General features: G+C 72.7%; 16 protein-coding genes and 2 pseudogenes. 10 read left to right on the forward strand and 8 right to left on the reverse strand.

Annotated features, from left to right (window positions below; translation table 11 throughout):
• The first annotated feature begins 4 nt into the window (after positions 1-4).
• Positions 5-1,015, forward strand: a complete 1,011-nt coding sequence (locus C6W10_RS14055; RefSeq protein ID WP_159104578.1) for a hypothetical protein — start codon at positions 5-7, stop codon at positions 1,013-1,015.
• Complete coding sequence (locus C6W10_RS14060) at positions 1,012-1,203, forward strand: hypothetical protein (protein ID WP_107258463.1); 192 nt, start codon at positions 1,012-1,014, stop codon at positions 1,201-1,203. The genes C6W10_RS14055 and C6W10_RS14060 overlap by 4 nt, the downstream gene beginning before the upstream one ends.
• A gap of 206 nt (positions 1,204-1,409) precedes the next feature.
• Here C6W10_RS14060 and C6W10_RS14065 read toward each other — a convergent pair whose 3' ends face one another.
• The gene (locus tag C6W10_RS14065) at positions 1,410-1,616 is read right to left on the reverse strand and encodes an AlpA family transcriptional regulator (RefSeq protein WP_234361750.1); all 207 of its coding nucleotides are present in this window, start codon (positions 1,614-1,616) and stop codon (positions 1,410-1,412) included.
• A gap of 235 nt (positions 1,617-1,851) precedes the next feature.
• Here C6W10_RS14065 and C6W10_RS14070 point away from each other — a divergent pair, with 235 nt between their 5' ends.
• Positions 1,852-2,052 carry a hypothetical protein gene (locus tag C6W10_RS14070; protein WP_107258465.1) on the forward strand — a complete coding sequence of 67 codons (201 nt, stop codon included), beginning with the start codon at positions 1,852-1,854 and terminating at the stop codon, positions 2,050-2,052.
• A gap of 64 nt (positions 2,053-2,116) precedes the next feature.
• Here C6W10_RS14070 and C6W10_RS14075 read toward each other — a convergent pair whose 3' ends face one another.
• The 5 genes and pseudogenes from C6W10_RS14075 to C6W10_RS14095 all read right to left on the reverse strand — a co-directional run.
• Positions 2,117-2,905 (reverse strand): DUF2637 domain-containing protein, encoded by a 789-nt coding sequence (locus C6W10_RS14075; protein ID WP_107258466.1) that lies wholly within the window; start codon positions 2,903-2,905, stop codon positions 2,117-2,119.
• Positions 2,902-3,264, reverse strand: a complete 363-nt coding sequence (locus tag C6W10_RS14080) for a hypothetical protein (protein ID WP_107258467.1) — start codon at positions 3,262-3,264, stop codon at positions 2,902-2,904. The genes C6W10_RS14075 and C6W10_RS14080 overlap by 4 nt, the downstream gene beginning before the upstream one ends.
• Positions 3,261-3,677, reverse strand: coding sequence for a hypothetical protein (locus C6W10_RS14085; protein WP_159104579.1), 417 nt, complete (start codon positions 3,675-3,677; stop codon positions 3,261-3,263). Before C6W10_RS14085 ends, C6W10_RS14080 begins: the two co-directional genes overlap by 4 nt.
• Before the next feature lie 112 nt (positions 3,678-3,789).
• Positions 3,790-4,437 carry a hypothetical protein gene (locus C6W10_RS14090; RefSeq protein ID WP_107258469.1) on the reverse strand — a complete coding sequence of 216 codons (648 nt, stop codon included), beginning with the start codon at positions 4,435-4,437 and terminating at the stop codon, positions 3,790-3,792.
• Between the two features lie 93 nt (positions 4,438-4,530).
• Positions 4,531-4,782 (reverse strand): annotated as a pseudogene (locus tag C6W10_RS14095) (magnesium chelatase domain-containing protein); the annotation flags it as partial.
• 174 nt (positions 4,783-4,956) lie between these two features.
• Here C6W10_RS14095 and C6W10_RS39710 point away from each other — a divergent pair.
• Positions 4,957-5,205, forward strand: a pseudogene (locus tag C6W10_RS39710) (hypothetical protein); the annotation flags it as partial.
• Here the strand turns inward: C6W10_RS39710 and C6W10_RS14100 are convergent.
• Together C6W10_RS14100 and C6W10_RS14105 are read right to left on the reverse strand one after the other, a co-directional pair.
• Positions 5,127-6,236: a low specificity L-threonine aldolase gene (locus tag C6W10_RS14100; RefSeq protein WP_107258470.1), complete on the reverse strand. Its 1,110-nt coding sequence runs from the start codon at positions 6,234-6,236 to the stop codon at positions 5,127-5,129. The pseudogene C6W10_RS39710 and the gene C6W10_RS14100 sit on opposite strands and share 79 nt — an antisense overlap.
• Positions 6,237-6,287: 51 nt before the next feature.
• Complete coding sequence (locus tag C6W10_RS14105; protein ID WP_107258471.1) at positions 6,288-6,647, reverse strand: YraN family protein; 360 nt, start codon at positions 6,645-6,647, stop codon at positions 6,288-6,290.
• A gap of 330 nt (positions 6,648-6,977) precedes the next feature.
• Here C6W10_RS14105 and C6W10_RS14110 point away from each other — a divergent pair, with 330 nt between their 5' ends.
• The 6 genes from C6W10_RS14110 (at position 6,978) to C6W10_RS14135 (ending at position 14,033) form a co-directional block, all read left to right on the forward strand.
• Positions 6,978-8,534 carry a hypothetical protein gene (locus C6W10_RS14110; protein ID WP_159104580.1) on the forward strand — a complete coding sequence of 519 codons (1,557 nt, stop codon included), beginning with the start codon at positions 6,978-6,980 and terminating at the stop codon, positions 8,532-8,534.
• Between the two features lie 644 nt (positions 8,535-9,178).
• Positions 9,179-10,030, forward strand: a complete 852-nt coding sequence (gene rpsB, locus C6W10_RS14115; RefSeq protein ID WP_107258473.1) for a 30S ribosomal protein S2 — start codon at positions 9,179-9,181, stop codon at positions 10,028-10,030.
• Positions 10,031-10,161: 131 nt separating this feature from the next.
• A complete protein-coding gene (tsf, locus tag C6W10_RS14120; protein WP_107258474.1) occupies positions 10,162-10,992 on the forward strand; it encodes a translation elongation factor Ts in 831 nt (276 codons plus the stop codon).
• A gap of 169 nt (positions 10,993-11,161) precedes the next feature.
• Positions 11,162-11,929 (forward strand): UMP kinase, encoded by a 768-nt coding sequence (gene pyrH / locus C6W10_RS14125; RefSeq protein ID WP_107258475.1) that lies wholly within the window; start codon positions 11,162-11,164, stop codon positions 11,927-11,929.
• 83 nt (positions 11,930-12,012) lie between these two features.
• The gene (frr, locus tag C6W10_RS14130; RefSeq protein ID WP_107258476.1) at positions 12,013-12,570 is read left to right on the forward strand and encodes a ribosome recycling factor; all 558 of its coding nucleotides are present in this window, start codon (positions 12,013-12,015) and stop codon (positions 12,568-12,570) included.
• Positions 12,570-14,033, forward strand: a complete 1,464-nt coding sequence (locus tag C6W10_RS14135; protein WP_107258477.1) for a phosphatidate cytidylyltransferase — start codon at positions 12,570-12,572, stop codon at positions 14,031-14,033. The genes frr and C6W10_RS14135 overlap by 1 nt, the downstream gene beginning before the upstream one ends.
• The last annotated feature ends 77 nt before the right edge of the window (positions 14,034-14,110 follow it).

Raw genomic sequence — 14,110 nt, forward strand, 5'->3', positions numbered from 1 at the left:
ATCGGTGCGGCTGAGCGGTAAGCAGATGGCGGCGCTGGAGGAGGCTGCCGCCCGGAACGGGACCACGGTGTCGGAGATCCTGCGCCAGGGCGCCGAGCAGGTCGCGGACCCGTCGAAGGGCGCGCCGACCGTGGCCAGTCTGCGGCGTCTCGACCCTCAGTCGGGGCTGCTGGTGGCGCTCCTGAACGAGCTGGACGGCGTCGGGATCACCGACGTCATGCCGGAAGCCCGTCGACAGCTGGACCGGGCGCGGCAGCTACAGACCGGGGCCGCTGGCGAGGTGCATCGGGCGCGCGACGGGCGTGCGACGTTGGTCGAGCGGCTGGCGGCCGGTGACGTCGGCGCGGCCGAGGCGGCGCAGCGTGACGTCGAGTACGCGCCGTGGATCGACGGGGACCGGCCGGCGTTGCGGCTGGCCGAGCGTGCGATCTCGGAGTTGACGGCGGCGGCCCGCCGGTCGGCGGTGAGTGAGTCGGTGGCGGTGCACCAGGCGTTGGTCGACCGGATCGACGCGGCGGTCGGTACGGCGGTGGAGGCGGGCGGCCGGATCGTGGACGTGTCGAAGATGGTCGGCCTGTTGTCGCCGATCTGGCAGCGGCGTGGCCAGTCGGTGAGCGGGAACGTGTCGGGGACGTTGACCGCGGACCCGTGGGTCGGTGGTGGGCCGAAGCTGCCGCCGCTGACGATGGACGACCTACAGGGCGACCCGGACCGGTTGGCGGCCTGGGCGACGTCGACGGCGGCGATGGTCGAGCTGGACCGGTTGTGGCCGGTCGCGGACATGCTGGGCGAGGTGTGCGGCTGGTCGTTCGTCCGGTGGGGCAAGGACGTGTCGAAGGACGTGTTGAAGATCGTGGAGGACAGCTTGCCGCGCCCGGTGTGGTACGCGGTGATCGCGGGCTGCGGGTGGCGACCGAGCCTGATCATGGCGGCCGGGCAGCTGCCGGTCGCGCCGCCGGACCACGACGCGCGGGTGCGTCGGTGGGGTGCGTCGGTGCTCGGGGTGGTTCGGTGACCGGGGACGGCGGCCGGCGGGTGGTTGATCCGTGCCGGCCGGTGCCGGACCGGTCGGAGCGGCTGGAGGTGCCGGACGAGGTGCTGGACCAGCTGGTCCCGAACAGGCACGCGCGGCGGCCGGTCAGGCGTCGGCGTGGCGAGCCGGGGCGGAGCGAACCCGCGCGGGAGACCGCCGGGCCGGAGTGACTTACCAGGGCGTCAACGTCACCCGTGCGGTTCCTCTCTTCCGGGCTCCGGCCGTGTCGGGATCGAAGGTCGCCGAGGCCCCTACCTCTCCGTTCGGGGCCGGTGAGGCGACCTGCGCCGAGTAGTGCGGGCGGTTGGGGTGCGAGCACACTTCGACCGCCCGCACTGTCGTTTCCCGGGGTAGTTGACCTGCGGTGCTGCGCGGTCTACGACTCGTCGGTGTCGTCCGGGCGTCGCTTCGCTGCCCACTCCTCAACGTCCTCGGTACGCCAGATCCGGCCCGCCTTCAGGATCACGGCCGGCTCGGGGAAGTCGCGTCGCTTCGACAGCACCTCAACCCACTGGCGCGAGACACCGAGGTACTCGGCGATCTCGGCCGCGCCCATGATGCGCAGTGGTCGACGTCTCGGCACGTCGGGACATTCCCACGATCGACATGGGCAACCCTGCTACTAGGGATCACGCTAGTGGCATTGACTATTCACCGACGGTGGTTGACCCTGGTCGGAAACGCTGTGCCGCCGGTTGAGCGGTGCTCGGGGGCGGTACACGCGATCGCCGGTCCGACCCCCGGCCGGATCACCCCGTACCCGCTTGCAACGGGTGCGCCGGTCGGGGGTCGGACTCATCACGGAAGAGGGTGACCCCGTGTTCTCCGACGACATGCCGACCGCCGATCACGTCGACCAGGCCGAACGGGTCGAACTCCGCTCGACGCTGCTGGAGCACCGGCCCAAGGTCGGTACCCGGGAGTGCCGGGCGTGCGGCCAGCAGACCGACGAGGCCGGCCGCTGCTCGACCGCCGCCGACGCCCACACGAGGCTGCTGGAGCTGTTGCAGCAGGACTGATCCCCCCGCACGCACGAGGCGGCCCGGACCACGCTGGCCCGGGCCGCCTCGGTGCGGTGGGGTACTACCGGCGATCGGCGATCCGGCCGCCGAGCTCGACCAGGCAGATGCTCGCCACGATGATCAGCCCGTCGATGGACAGCGGCAGCAGGTACGGAGAGGCGTCCGTCTCGCCGTACCGGCGGGCGACGTCGACCAGGTGCCAGTACGACACCCACCCGGCGATCCCGGCGATCACGGCGGTGGTCGCCATCCGGGCGAACGCCAGCGCCCGGCGGTGCACCGGCACGCGGGAGATCAGCTCGACGGTGAGCAGCAGCGCCAGCGGCGGCCACGCGGCGATCGCCTGTGAGATCGGGTTGTCCCAGGCGTGGAGGACGTTCCCGGCGACCGACGCGGCGACGCCGAGGAGCAGCACCGCGCGGACTGCCCACCGGACCCGGATCAGCCGGCGGACCGTGCCCGGGTCCGGGGTGGGTTCCGGCGGGGCGGCCGGTGCGGCGATGACGTCGGCGGCCGGGCGGGCGGACCGTTCGGGAGAACTCTCCACGACGGCGCCGCCGACCGACCCGGTGTCGGTGCCCGGACCCGGGTCCGGGGCGGACCCGGCAGCCACCGGATCCGGGTCCGGGCCGGACACCTCGCCGACCGGTACGGCGTGCGTCCACGGGTCGGCCGGCCGCTCGGCGAGTAGCCGGCTGCGGATCGCGTCCGCCTTGTCAGCACCGATCCGCAGGTCGCGCATCAGCCGGTTCCGCGACGGGACCTCGCCGAGCCAGTCGACCAGCAGCCGCGCATCGGGCAGCAGCTCGTCCACGGTCCGCGGCGCCGTGGTGAGGGACGGCGCGGTCACCGGAGCATCCTCGGACGCTTCTTCCCGTCGCCGCCGGGCTGCTCGATCGACCGCAGCGACCGCTTGATCGACGCCCGGTCGAGCTCTTCCCCTTCCTCAGGCCGCTCGATCGTCTGGTACCCGGCCGGCGGCCGCAACGGCTCGATGCCGAGGGTCAGCAGCAGCGCCTCCACGACCTGCACGGTCAGCTCTTCGTCCGGCATCGACCACTTCACCCGCCGCTGCTGGAGTACCCGCGCCGTCGCGTTCAGGATCACCGTCGGGTCGAGCGTCGGCGACCAGACTGCCGCCTTCACCCGGGGCTGCGCCTCGGCCCGGACCCGGGCCAGCGCCGCCGCGACGCGGGGCGGGGGGTTCACCGCGCACCCCGCATTAGGTCGACGGCGTCCAGGATGCCAGCGGCGAGCGCCAGCGCGTCCCGGTCGTCCAGTCCGTCCTTGGTCTCCACCAGCACGCACGGCGGCGTGATGGTGCCTTCGTCGGTGTTCTCGAAGACGGAAACGCACACCGTCGCCAGCAGCTCGCCGTCCCGGTGCAGCCGGCGCACCTCCACCTCGTGATCCCGGCCGCCGGCTACCGCCTCACCCTCGGCGATCGCGGCGTGGTCGGTCTGGCACCACGGCGGGCACCCGGATTCGGCACCCGCGTTCCGAATCCGTGATTCCGCACCCAGGTTCGGAATCCGTCGGCTGCTGGCGGGTTTCCGGCAGTACCGGGTCCGGGTCGTCGGGCGGGACGGCGGCCGGGTCACGTCGACTCGCCGGGCGGTCACCGCGAACCACCCTGCGCCCGGCGGTGCGCCCCGGCGGGCCGGGCGGCCGGACGGTACGCCAACCCTGCGGGGACGGCGCTGAGCCGGTGCCGACCCCGGTACAGCCGGCGCATCACCGCACACCGGCCAGCGACACGGCGATCCGGAGCTGCTGGCCGAGCGCGGCAGCGACGTCCAGCGGGATCGTGTGCTCGTGGTGCTCCCGACCCTCGGTGAAGCCCAGCAGGATCGACGGCCGCTCGGCACCGTACGCCTGCACGATGAACACCACCACCGGGTCCGCGGCGTCCGGGTTGACGCGGAACGGGATCGACAGGTGCTCGGCCAGCGGGTTGCCGGTGGCTTCCCTCCGGGCGCACCACCGGGGGTGCTGGACGGGGCCGGGCTCGGGGACCCGGTTCCGGGCGATGAAGGCCGCGACGGACGCCGGGCTCCCGTCGCCGGAAGGCTGTGTAGAACTCTCCACAACCTTCACCGGCTCGCCGTTGTGGTCGGCGGGCCCGGCCGGGTACACCGGGTCGCCGAAGTCGCGCAGCCGGCCGCAGACCGACGTGTCGGCGGCGTCGAGCGGCTTCGGGTCGTGCCACGGGGTGAGTCCCGCGTCGGCGATCATCTGGACGATGGCTCCGGCGTGCTGGCCGCAGCCGTAGGCCACGCCGTCCAGGGAGCCGTGAGCGTTCCCGGTCGGGCCGGGGGAGTAGATCTCGATACGAACGGTCGCGGGCTGCCCGCAGCCGGGCAGGCTCGGTAGGGTGCGCATGGGCGGAGGTACCTCTCCGTCAAGGGCCCGGATCACAGGTGTTGGCGCACCTGCCGGGCCCGTCTTCATTTAGGTGAGTCCTAGCTTGACCTCCGACAGGTCGAACGCGGAGCCGTGCTTCGGCAGCGTCGCCGGCAACAGGTTGACGGTGATCCGGCGGTTCGGCCAGCGCTGACCGGAGTTGACGATCGCGGCACGTACCCGATCCCGGGCCTCGTTGAGGGCGGTGTCGGGAAGCCCGGACAGTACGACGGTGGGCAGCCCGGTGGCCAGGTCGGCCTCGACCTCGACGACGTGCCCGGTGACCCCGACCAGTCCGACGCAGAGCACTTTGGCGTAACTCATCGGCGGGGCCCGGCAAAGCTGTCTCGCGGCATCGGCATGGTCTCGACCGTGCCCCGGACGCCTTCGACGGAATGGCCCGAGACCCTCGGCTGTGGACAACCGGGGGCCCTGTGGACAGCCGGACGATCAAGGAATGACCGTGCTATGTGCCGCGACCGCCCGCTCCAGGTGACGATGGAGTCGACTGCTCCGACCGGGACCGGTGCCCGGGTTCAGCTCCCCGGTTACCGGAGCCTGGACCCGCTGCGGCTGGGCAAGCAGCGTGTCGCCACCGAGACGGCGGTCGAGGCCAGCACACCGCGGCTCGAGGCGATCCAGGTGCTGCGCGGCCTGGTCCGTCCCGGCTACGGCTGGCGCCCGCCCGCCCGGTCGAGCAGTTCGTGCAGGAGCGCGACCACCTCGTCCGGGGAGAACGCCATGGCCTGCTCGCCCACCGTGACCTCGAAGCTGCATCTCGTCGGGTCCGCCGCGGAGCGCACCCGTGGAAACAGCTGTACGCCATGTTCGGCGATCATCTCCTCGCCGGCCCGTTCGACGTCCTGTCTCGACGCGGGCAGGTGGACGTGGAAAATCGGCGTCTGCGGCGGATTCGGCCAGGCCAGCGCCACACCGTCGCTGTTGATCGCGGTGGCGATCGCGATCGCGTGCTCCCGGAACGCCGGCATCTGCGGCAGTAGCCTGTCCAGGCCGGCGAGGCCGGCCAGCGCCAACGGCCAGGCATCGTGAATCGCTCCGCCCAGCCGGCTCCGCCACACCGTCGCCTCGGCGATGGTCGCGGCGTCGGCGGCGAGGACGGCACCCCGGATGCCGAGCAGGGCCTTGTAGAGCGAGGTGTAGACGGTGTCGAACAGCCCGGCGATCTCCGCGAACGGGCGGCGGTAGTAGGTCTGCGCCTCCCAGATCCGGGCGCCGTCCAGGTGTGCCGCCGCACCTCGGGCGCGGACGGCCGCGACCTGCTCGCGCAGCTCGTCCCACTCGGGAAGCTGCCCGCCGATGTCCCGCTGCGGCAGCTCCCAGACCACTGCGGCCAGCGGTTCCCCGATCGCCGCCAGCGCGGCGTCGGTCATCAGCGCGTGGCGGTCCCCGACGGGGTGGAACCGCAGCCCGTGCACGACGTGGTAGCCCCGCTGCTCCCAGACGTCTAGGTGGCTCTGCGGATGTGCGGCGAACGCGTGCCGACCGCGACGTTCGGCATGGATCCGCAACGCCACCTGCTGTGCCATCGTGCCGGTCGGGAAGAAGAGCGCCGACTCCGTACCGAACAGGTCGGCGGTCCGCCGCTCCAGCCGGGCGACCGGGGCATCGGGTCCGCCCGGCGGGGTGTCGTCGTCGAGCTGGTCGAGCATCTCGTGCAGGACCGCCCGGGGCATCCGGTGGATGGGTGCGTGCAGGAACAGGGAGCGTCGGATCGACGAGGCGGTAGCCGGGTGCGCGCGGGACTCGGGCGAGGGCATGCAAGGAGTCTGGTCTTCCTGCCAATCTGTGGCAACAAGATCAGGGCGTACTCAGAATGCCGCTCGCAGGTGCTCGACGCGGGCCGGGCCGTTACGCGCCGGGTACACCTCGACGACGTCGAACCGGATCTGCTCCGGATGCACCCCGCTGGTCCGCAGCCATTCGGCGGCCAACCGGCGCAACCGGCCCGCCTTGCGGCCGACCACCGCCTCGGCCGGGGTGCCGAAGGCGTCACTCCGCCGGGTCTTGACCTCGCAGAAGGCGAGGACGTTCCCCTCCCACGCGATGATGTCGATCTCGCCGTGGGCACATCGCCAGTTCCGGACCACGACTCGCAGTCCCGCCTCGACCAGGTGCCGTACGGCACACCGCTCCCCGTACGCCCCGACCGCCTGTCTCGCCGCTGTCATGGCCGGACCCTGCCCCCGGCCGACGCCCGGGACAACCCGCGAAGGACGCGGTTGTGGATATCCGGGGGCGCTGTGGACGGCCGGACGATCAAGCCCTTCGGCTGCTATGCGAGCCACTCCGGCGCCCGCGCTCGGAGGGGGACGCCGGGCGGGAGGCGGCGCTAATCGGGGCGCAACGCGGCGGTCCCGGCCACGGCGGCGACGACGAGACCGGTGGCGTCGACATCCCGTTCGGCGCCTCCGGGTGGCCCGCTGCCGGGCACCCCTGCCGAGCGGCGGCGGTGCGCTCGACTGGCGGGTACCCGGACAGGTCACATACGGTGCGTGGCCGTGGAGCAGCAACGCAACTTCCCGGAAGAGCAGCGGTCCGGCTGGCGGCCCGACGACCGTGGCTACCCCGACCAGCGCTGGCACGGCGTCGGCGAAGACCGCTACCCGGGTACGGAGCAGCCGGCGGCACCGGCCCCGCTCGGCGGCCCGGCACCTGACCGTCCGTACGGCCAGCCTGCCGACGCCGGCACCGGGCGGTACGCCGATCCGACCCGGTTCGGCGTACCGGAGCGTTCCGCCGGACCGGCCCCGTACCCGCCGGACCCGCACGGCGGGAACCCGCCGGGCGGCGGATTCCCCGGCTTCGTACCGGCGGGTACTGCCGATCCGGCCCCGCCCTCCCTGGAGGTCCCGTTGCCGAGCTTCGGCGCCGCCTCGACCGGCACCGGAGCCGGATATCCGTCGAGCGGGTGGGCGACGGACCCGACCACGCAGCGCGGCGTCACAGCGACCGGCGCCGCCGACGCCACCGGTCCGGTCCAGTCCACCGAGGGCCCGAGTCGCCTTCCCGTCGGGACAGGGCACGATGCCGCCCCGGCCGGCCCGAACGGCTCGGACGAGGCTCGGGTCGGCGGGTGGCACGGTGCCGCGCCGACCGGGCACGATGCGGCCCCGGACGAGGCCCGGGCCGGCGGGTGGCACGGTGCCGCGTCGGCCGTGGCGGAGGGTCGGCTGGGCGGGCGGCATGATGCCGGCCCGCTCGGGTCGGACGAGGGCTGGGGTGCGGGCCGGCACAGCGTCGCGGCGGCCGAACCTGGACAGCCGGTTGGCACGGTCACCGACTCCGGGCACCCGTCCATGTCCGTCGACCCGGGGCGGTCGCCGCTGTCCGGGTACCCGATCGTCCAGCCGGCGCGGGTCGCGGAGGCCGGGCATCCGGGCGAGGCCGGCCCGCCGGCACCTGGCGGCGAGCCGGGACGCGCTGGCGGCGCCGCCCAGCCGGGACGCGCTGGTGAGGCCGTCCAGTCGGGGCGTGGCGCTGAGGCCGTCCAGTCGGGGCGTGGTGCTGAGGTCGGGCAGCCGGGACACGGCACCGACCGGGGTGGCGCGCTGGACCAGCCGACCAACCTGGTGCCACAGGTCGATCCGCGCGCCGGCACGGGTGGCGTACCGGTGGGTGTTGATCCGTCGGGGCAGCACGGCGAGTCGATCGATCGGACGGCGGCGCAGCGGCCGACCGCCGCCGCGCCGCCCGGACAGCCGGGGTCGGGGCCGGCGGGGCTGCCCGGGGGACTCGGCCTGCCGGCCGGCGACGGCGTGTACCGGACCCGCCGGCCCGCGCTGGCCGTGGTCCTGGCGCTGCTCGCGGTGGTCTTCGAGGTGCCGGCGGTACGCCTGCTTCTCGACGGCGCGCTCGGCGACCCGGTCCTGCCGTCGGCGGTGCTCTCCGGGACCTTCCTGGTGTTGGGGTTGCCGATCTTCGCCGCCGGCCTGTACGGCCTCGCGACCAGCGCCGCCGCCCTGGCCGACCCGGCCCGGGCCTGGCTGCGCCCGCCGACCGGCTACCTCACCATCGGCCTCGTGCTCTTCGTCGCGGCGGCACTCGCCGCCGGCTGACGCACACCGCCTGCTCAACGGCACACCGGCGGCACTCCACCGGGATGCCGACAGGTGCTCGGCAACGTCGTGCTCGGCAACGTCGTGCTCGGCGACCCGTCGGGCCCAACGACCCGTCAGGCTCGGCGACCCGTCGTGCTCGGCAAGCCGTCGCGTTTCACGACCGGCGGCGGCAGCCGGACACCTGGCGGCGGCCGGACACCCGGCGGCGGCCGGACACCCGGCGGCGGCCGGACACCCGGCGGCAGCGGACCAGGCGGTGCGAAACCTCGCGGCTGCGGACACCCGGCGGCCAGCGGGACACGCGGTGCGCAACGGGACGTGCCGACCCGGACGGGACGCCGGCCGAGAACAACCGGTGACCGGACGACCGCCCGGCTGGGGGCGGGTCCGGTTGACCGGATCTGCCGGTGGGCGGTGGTGGGTGGGGGTTTGTGTGCCGCTGGGTGCGGCGGGGCGTACACTTGGCGATTGGCGACCGCCCCGCGCGGTCGACCTCGCGTGCCCTCTCCACGGTCCGTCCGTGGAGCGACGGCCCCCTGGTCCCGATTCCCATCGGGTCCGTCATGGCCGGCGATCAGGCGCCAGGACGCCAGGCCGCCGGCCCGGCGTGACAACCAGGGACAACTGAGGAGCACCCCACCATGGCCGTAGTGACCATGCGTCAGCTGCTGGAGAGCGGTGTCCACTTCGGGCACCAGACCCGGCGCTGGAACCCGAAGATGAAGCGCTTCATCTTCACCGAGCGTAACGGCATCTACATCATCGACCTGCGGCAGACTCTCGACTACATCGAGAAGGCGTACGAGTTCGTGCGCGGGACCGTCGCCGAGGGCGGCAGCATCCTCTTCGTGGGTACGAAGAAGCAGGCCCAGGAGGCGATCGCCGAGCAGGCGACCCGGGTCGGCCAGCCGTTCGTGAACCACCGCTGGCTGGGTGGCATGCTGACCAACTTCCAGACGGTCTACAAGCGGCTCCAGCGGATGAAGGAGCTGGAGGCCCTCGGTGACCTGTCGGGCACCGCGCAGGGCTACACCAAGAAGGAGACCCTCCAGCTCTCCCGCGAGAAGGACAAGCTGACCCGCACCCTCGGTGGCCTGCGGGACATGCAGAAGGTCCCGGCCGCGATCTGGGTGGTCGACACCAAGAAGGAGCACATCGCCGTTGACGAGGCCCGCAAGCTGGGCATCCCGGTGATCGCCGTGCTCGACACCAACTGTGACCCGGACGAGGTCGACTTCCCGATCCCGGGTAACGACGACGCGATCCGCTCCGCCGAGCTGCTGACCAAGGTCATCGCGGCGGCCGTCGGTGACGGTCTGATCGCCCGTTCCGGCAAGCGCCGTGGCACCGACGAGAAGCCCGAGCCGGGTGTGGTCGGCGCCGACGAGCCGCTCGCCGAGTGGGAGCGCGAGCTGATCGAGGACACCGAGAAGAAGGCGGCCGGCGAGGCGGAGCAGAAGGCCGGCGAGCCGGCGGGCGTCGCCGCCGAGTGACCGCTGTGTCGGGTACCGCCGGCTGGTCGTCACAGCCGGCGGGCCCGATCCGGTACGAGGCACGGCGGACCCCGACGGGGTAGTCCGCAGAAGACCACGAATCAGCCGCGTTACACACCGAAGAGAGAGTCATGTCCAACTTCACCGCCGCGGACGTCAAGAAGCTCCGGGACCTCACCGGCGCCGGCATGATGGACTGCAAGAAGGCCCTCACCGAGGCCGAGGGCGACTTCGACAAGGCTGTCGAGGTCCTGCGCGTCAAGGGCGTCAAGGACGTCGGCAAGCGGGCCGGCCGGACGGCCGCCAACGGTCTGGTGGCGCACTCCGGCAAGGCCCTGCTCGAACTCAACTGCGAGACGGACTTCGTCGCCAAGAACAGCGATTTCATCGCCTTCGCGCAGCTCCTGGTGGAGCACGGTGCGCAGGCCGGGGTCGCCGACGCGGAGGCGCTGCTCGGCAGCACGCTGCCGGACGGCCGGACCGTCGCCGACGCCGTACAGGAGCAGTCCGCCAAGATCGGCGAGAAGCTGGTGCTCAACCGCTTCGCCGCGGTGGACGGCACCGCCGCGGTCTACCTGCACCGCAAGGCGCAGGACCTGCCGCCGCAGGTCGGCGTGCTGGTGGAGTACACCGGCAAGGCCGACGAGGCGGGCGACGCCGACGCGCGCGCTGTCGCCATGCAGATCGCCGCGATGCGTCCGAAGTACCTGACCCGGGACGAGGTGCCGGCCGAGACCGTCGCCTCCGAGCGGCGCATCGCCGAGCAGACCGCCCGCGAGGAGGGCAAGCCGGAGGCCGCCCTGCCGAAGATCATCGAGGGTCGGGTCAACGCGTTCTTCAAGGACTACGTCCTGATCGAGCAGGCCTCGGTCGCCGACAACAAGAAGTCGGTCAAGCAGGTGCTGGCCGAGGCCGGCATCGAGGTGACCCGGTTCATCCGGTTCGAGGTCGGCCAGGCCTGAGCCGTCGCCATCGCCCGGATCGCCGCGAACCGGGCCCCGGCGGAGTCGACACGGACGGGAGGCCGCAGGTGTACGTGACGGACACCGCGGCCTCCTCGTCACGTAGGGTCAGCAGCGGCAGGTTGGCTGAACTGGGCGCCGGCGCACCGGCGCGGGAAAGGCGGGTCGGATGACGCAGGTTGTGAGTGACCGGACCCTGGCGGCGGACGATCCGACAGCACCGCCGCCCGGGCGGGCCCGCCGGGTGGTGCTCAAGCTCTCCGGCGAGGTCTTCGGCGGTGGGGCGATCGGCGTCGATCCGGACGTCGTCCAGGCCATCGCCCGGCAGATCGCAACCGTGGTACGCCGGGGCGTGCAGGTCTCGGTCGTGGTGGGCGGCGGGAACTTCTTCCGTGGCGCCGAGTTGCAGAAGCGCGGCATGGACCGGGCCCGGGCCGACTACATGGGGATGCTCGGCACCGTGATGAACTGCCTCGCGCTCCAGGACTTCCTGGAGAAGGAGGGGATCGAGACCCGGGTGCAGAGTGCGATCACGATGGCCCAGGTCGCCGAGCCCTACATCCCGCTGCGGGCCATCCGGCACCTGGAGAAGGGCCGTGTGGTGATCTTCGGCGCGGGTGCCGGCATGCCGTACTTCTCCACCGACACCGTCGCCGCGCAGCGGGCCCTGGAGATCCGCGCCGACGTGGTGCTGATGAGCAAGAACGGGGTGGACGGGGTCTACACCGCCGATCCGCGTACCGACCCCGACGCCAGCAAGCTCGACAAGATCACTTTTTCCGAGGTGCTGCGTCGCGGCCTCCGGGTCGCCGACGCCGCCGCGTTCAGCCTCTGTGAGGAGAATGGCCTGCCGATGCTGGTGTTCGGCGCCGAGGGCGACGACACCATCATCCGGGCGGTCGCCGGCGAGCCGATCGGCACATTGATCACGACGTGAGTCGGGCAGGGTCCCGGGCCGACGGGTGGGGGCCGGGTGGAGTATTTCGGGAGCAGTAGCAGCAGAGGGAGGCGAAGGAGCAGGTGATCGACGACACCCTCCTCGAGGCCGAGGAGAAGATGGAGCGCGCGGTCGAGCACGCCAAGGAGGAGTTTGGCGCCATCCGTACCGGGCGGGCCACTCCGGCGATGTTCTCCAAGATCATAATCGACTACTACGGCAGTCCGACCCCGCTGACCCAGATGGCCTCCGTCGGGGTGCCCGAGCCGCGGATGGCGATCATCAAGCCGTACGACGCGTCGCAGCTGCACGCCATGGAGAAGGCGATCCGCGACTCCGATCTCGGCGTCAACCCCAACAACGAGGGCAACCAGCTACGCATCCTGCTGCCGCAGATGACCGAGGAGCGGCGCCGGGACATGATCAAGGTGGCCCGGCACAAGGGCGAGGAAGCCAAGGTGGCGATCCGGAACATCCGTCGCCGTGGCAAGGAGGAACTCGACCGCATCGTCAAGGACGGCGAGGCGGGCGAGGACGACGGCCGGCGGGCCGAGAAGGAACTCGACGACCTCACCCACAAGTACGTCTCGCACGTCGACGAGTTGGTGAAACACAAGGAAACCGAGTTGCTCGAGGTCTGATGTCCCACGTCGACCCCTACGGCGGTACCGCGGAGCCGCGTGGCCGGCAGCGGCCGGAACAAGCGCGTGGCCCGGAGTGGTCCCGTGGCCCGGGGTACCCGGACGGGCCCTCGGGCCGACAGCGGCCGGCCGGCGACGACGACGCCTGGGCTCGGGCGCGGCACGGCGGTGCCGCGCCCGACGCCTATTCGGCCCCGACGGACTCGTACCCGGTCGCCTCGGACTCCTATCCGGCCGCTCCGGAGGCGTACCCGTCCCCGGAGGCGTACCCGTCCCCGGCGGACGCGTACCGGGGCGCACCGAACGGCTACCCGGGTACGGCTGCCGACGGCTTCTCCGGCGTCGACCGGGGGCCGGGCGGGGCGACCGGGCAACGCAACGGCCAGCCCGCCGGGGACGTACCGGATTCCACGGCACAGTGGCGTTCTCCCGAGCCGGCCGGCGGTCCGGCGGGTCCCGAGGAGGACGCGGCGGCGTACCGCGATCGGACCGACCACCCCGGCGCCGAGCCGGCGGCGGACGCTCCGACCAACCCGGTCGGCTGGCCGCTCGTCGACCCGGATCCGCAACCGGCTGCCGATCCGGCGTCGTCGGCCCGGCCCGGCCGGGGCCGGCGCCGGGCGACCCGCTCCGGCAAGCCTGCCGGGCAGTCCCGGGCCGGCCGGAACCTGCCGGCCGCGATCGGCGTCGGGCTCGGGCTCGGCGCGGCGATCGTCGTGCCGCTCTTCCTCCTCCGCCCGGCATTCCTGCTCGTGGTCGCGCTCGCGGTCAGCGTCGGCATCTGGGAGATGACCCGGGCGGTACGCCCCGCCGGGATGCGCCCGCCGCTCGTGCCGCTGGTCGCCGGCGGACTCCTGATGGTCGGGCTGGCCTGGTGGGCCGGGCCGGACGCGCTCAGCCTGGGATTGTTGGTGACCGTGCTGGCCACGATGGTGTGGCGGCTCGGAGACGGGCCGGCCGGCTACCAGCGGGACATGACCGCCGCCACCCTGATCGCGGTCTACGTGCCGTTCCTCGGCGGCTTCGCGGCGCTGCTCGCCGCCGAGCCGGTCGACGGTGACCTGCGGGTGCTGGCCACCCTGGCCGCGGTGGTCCTCTCCGACACCGGCGGGTACGCCGCCGGGGTGGCCTTCGGCAAGCACCCGATGGCGCCGTCGGTGAGCCCGAAGAAGTCCTGGGAGGGCTTTGCCGGCTCGGTGCTGGCGGCCGCCGTCGGCAGCTCGCTGCTGCTGGCGTACCTGCTCGACGTGGAGTTGTGGTGGGGCGCCCTCTTCGGGGTGGCGGTCTCGATCGCGGCGGTCCTCGGCGACCTCGCCGAATCCATGATCAAGAGGGATCTCAAGGTCAAGGACATGAGCAACCTGCTGCCGGGGCACGGCGGGCTGATGGACCGGCTCGACTCGATCCTCTTCGCGGTGCCGACCGCCTACCTACTGCTGGCGATCTTCGCCCCGGCCGGCTGAGAGGTGAGATGAGCCCACACAACCGCGAGCCGCGTGCCTGGTCAGGGCCTCGGCGCCGCCGGCCAGGTGCGCTGTCG

This window comes from Plantactinospora sp. BB1 (assembly GCF_003030385.1).
In the GTDB taxonomy this organism is placed as follows: Bacteria; Actinomycetota; Actinomycetes; order Mycobacteriales; family Micromonosporaceae; genus Plantactinospora.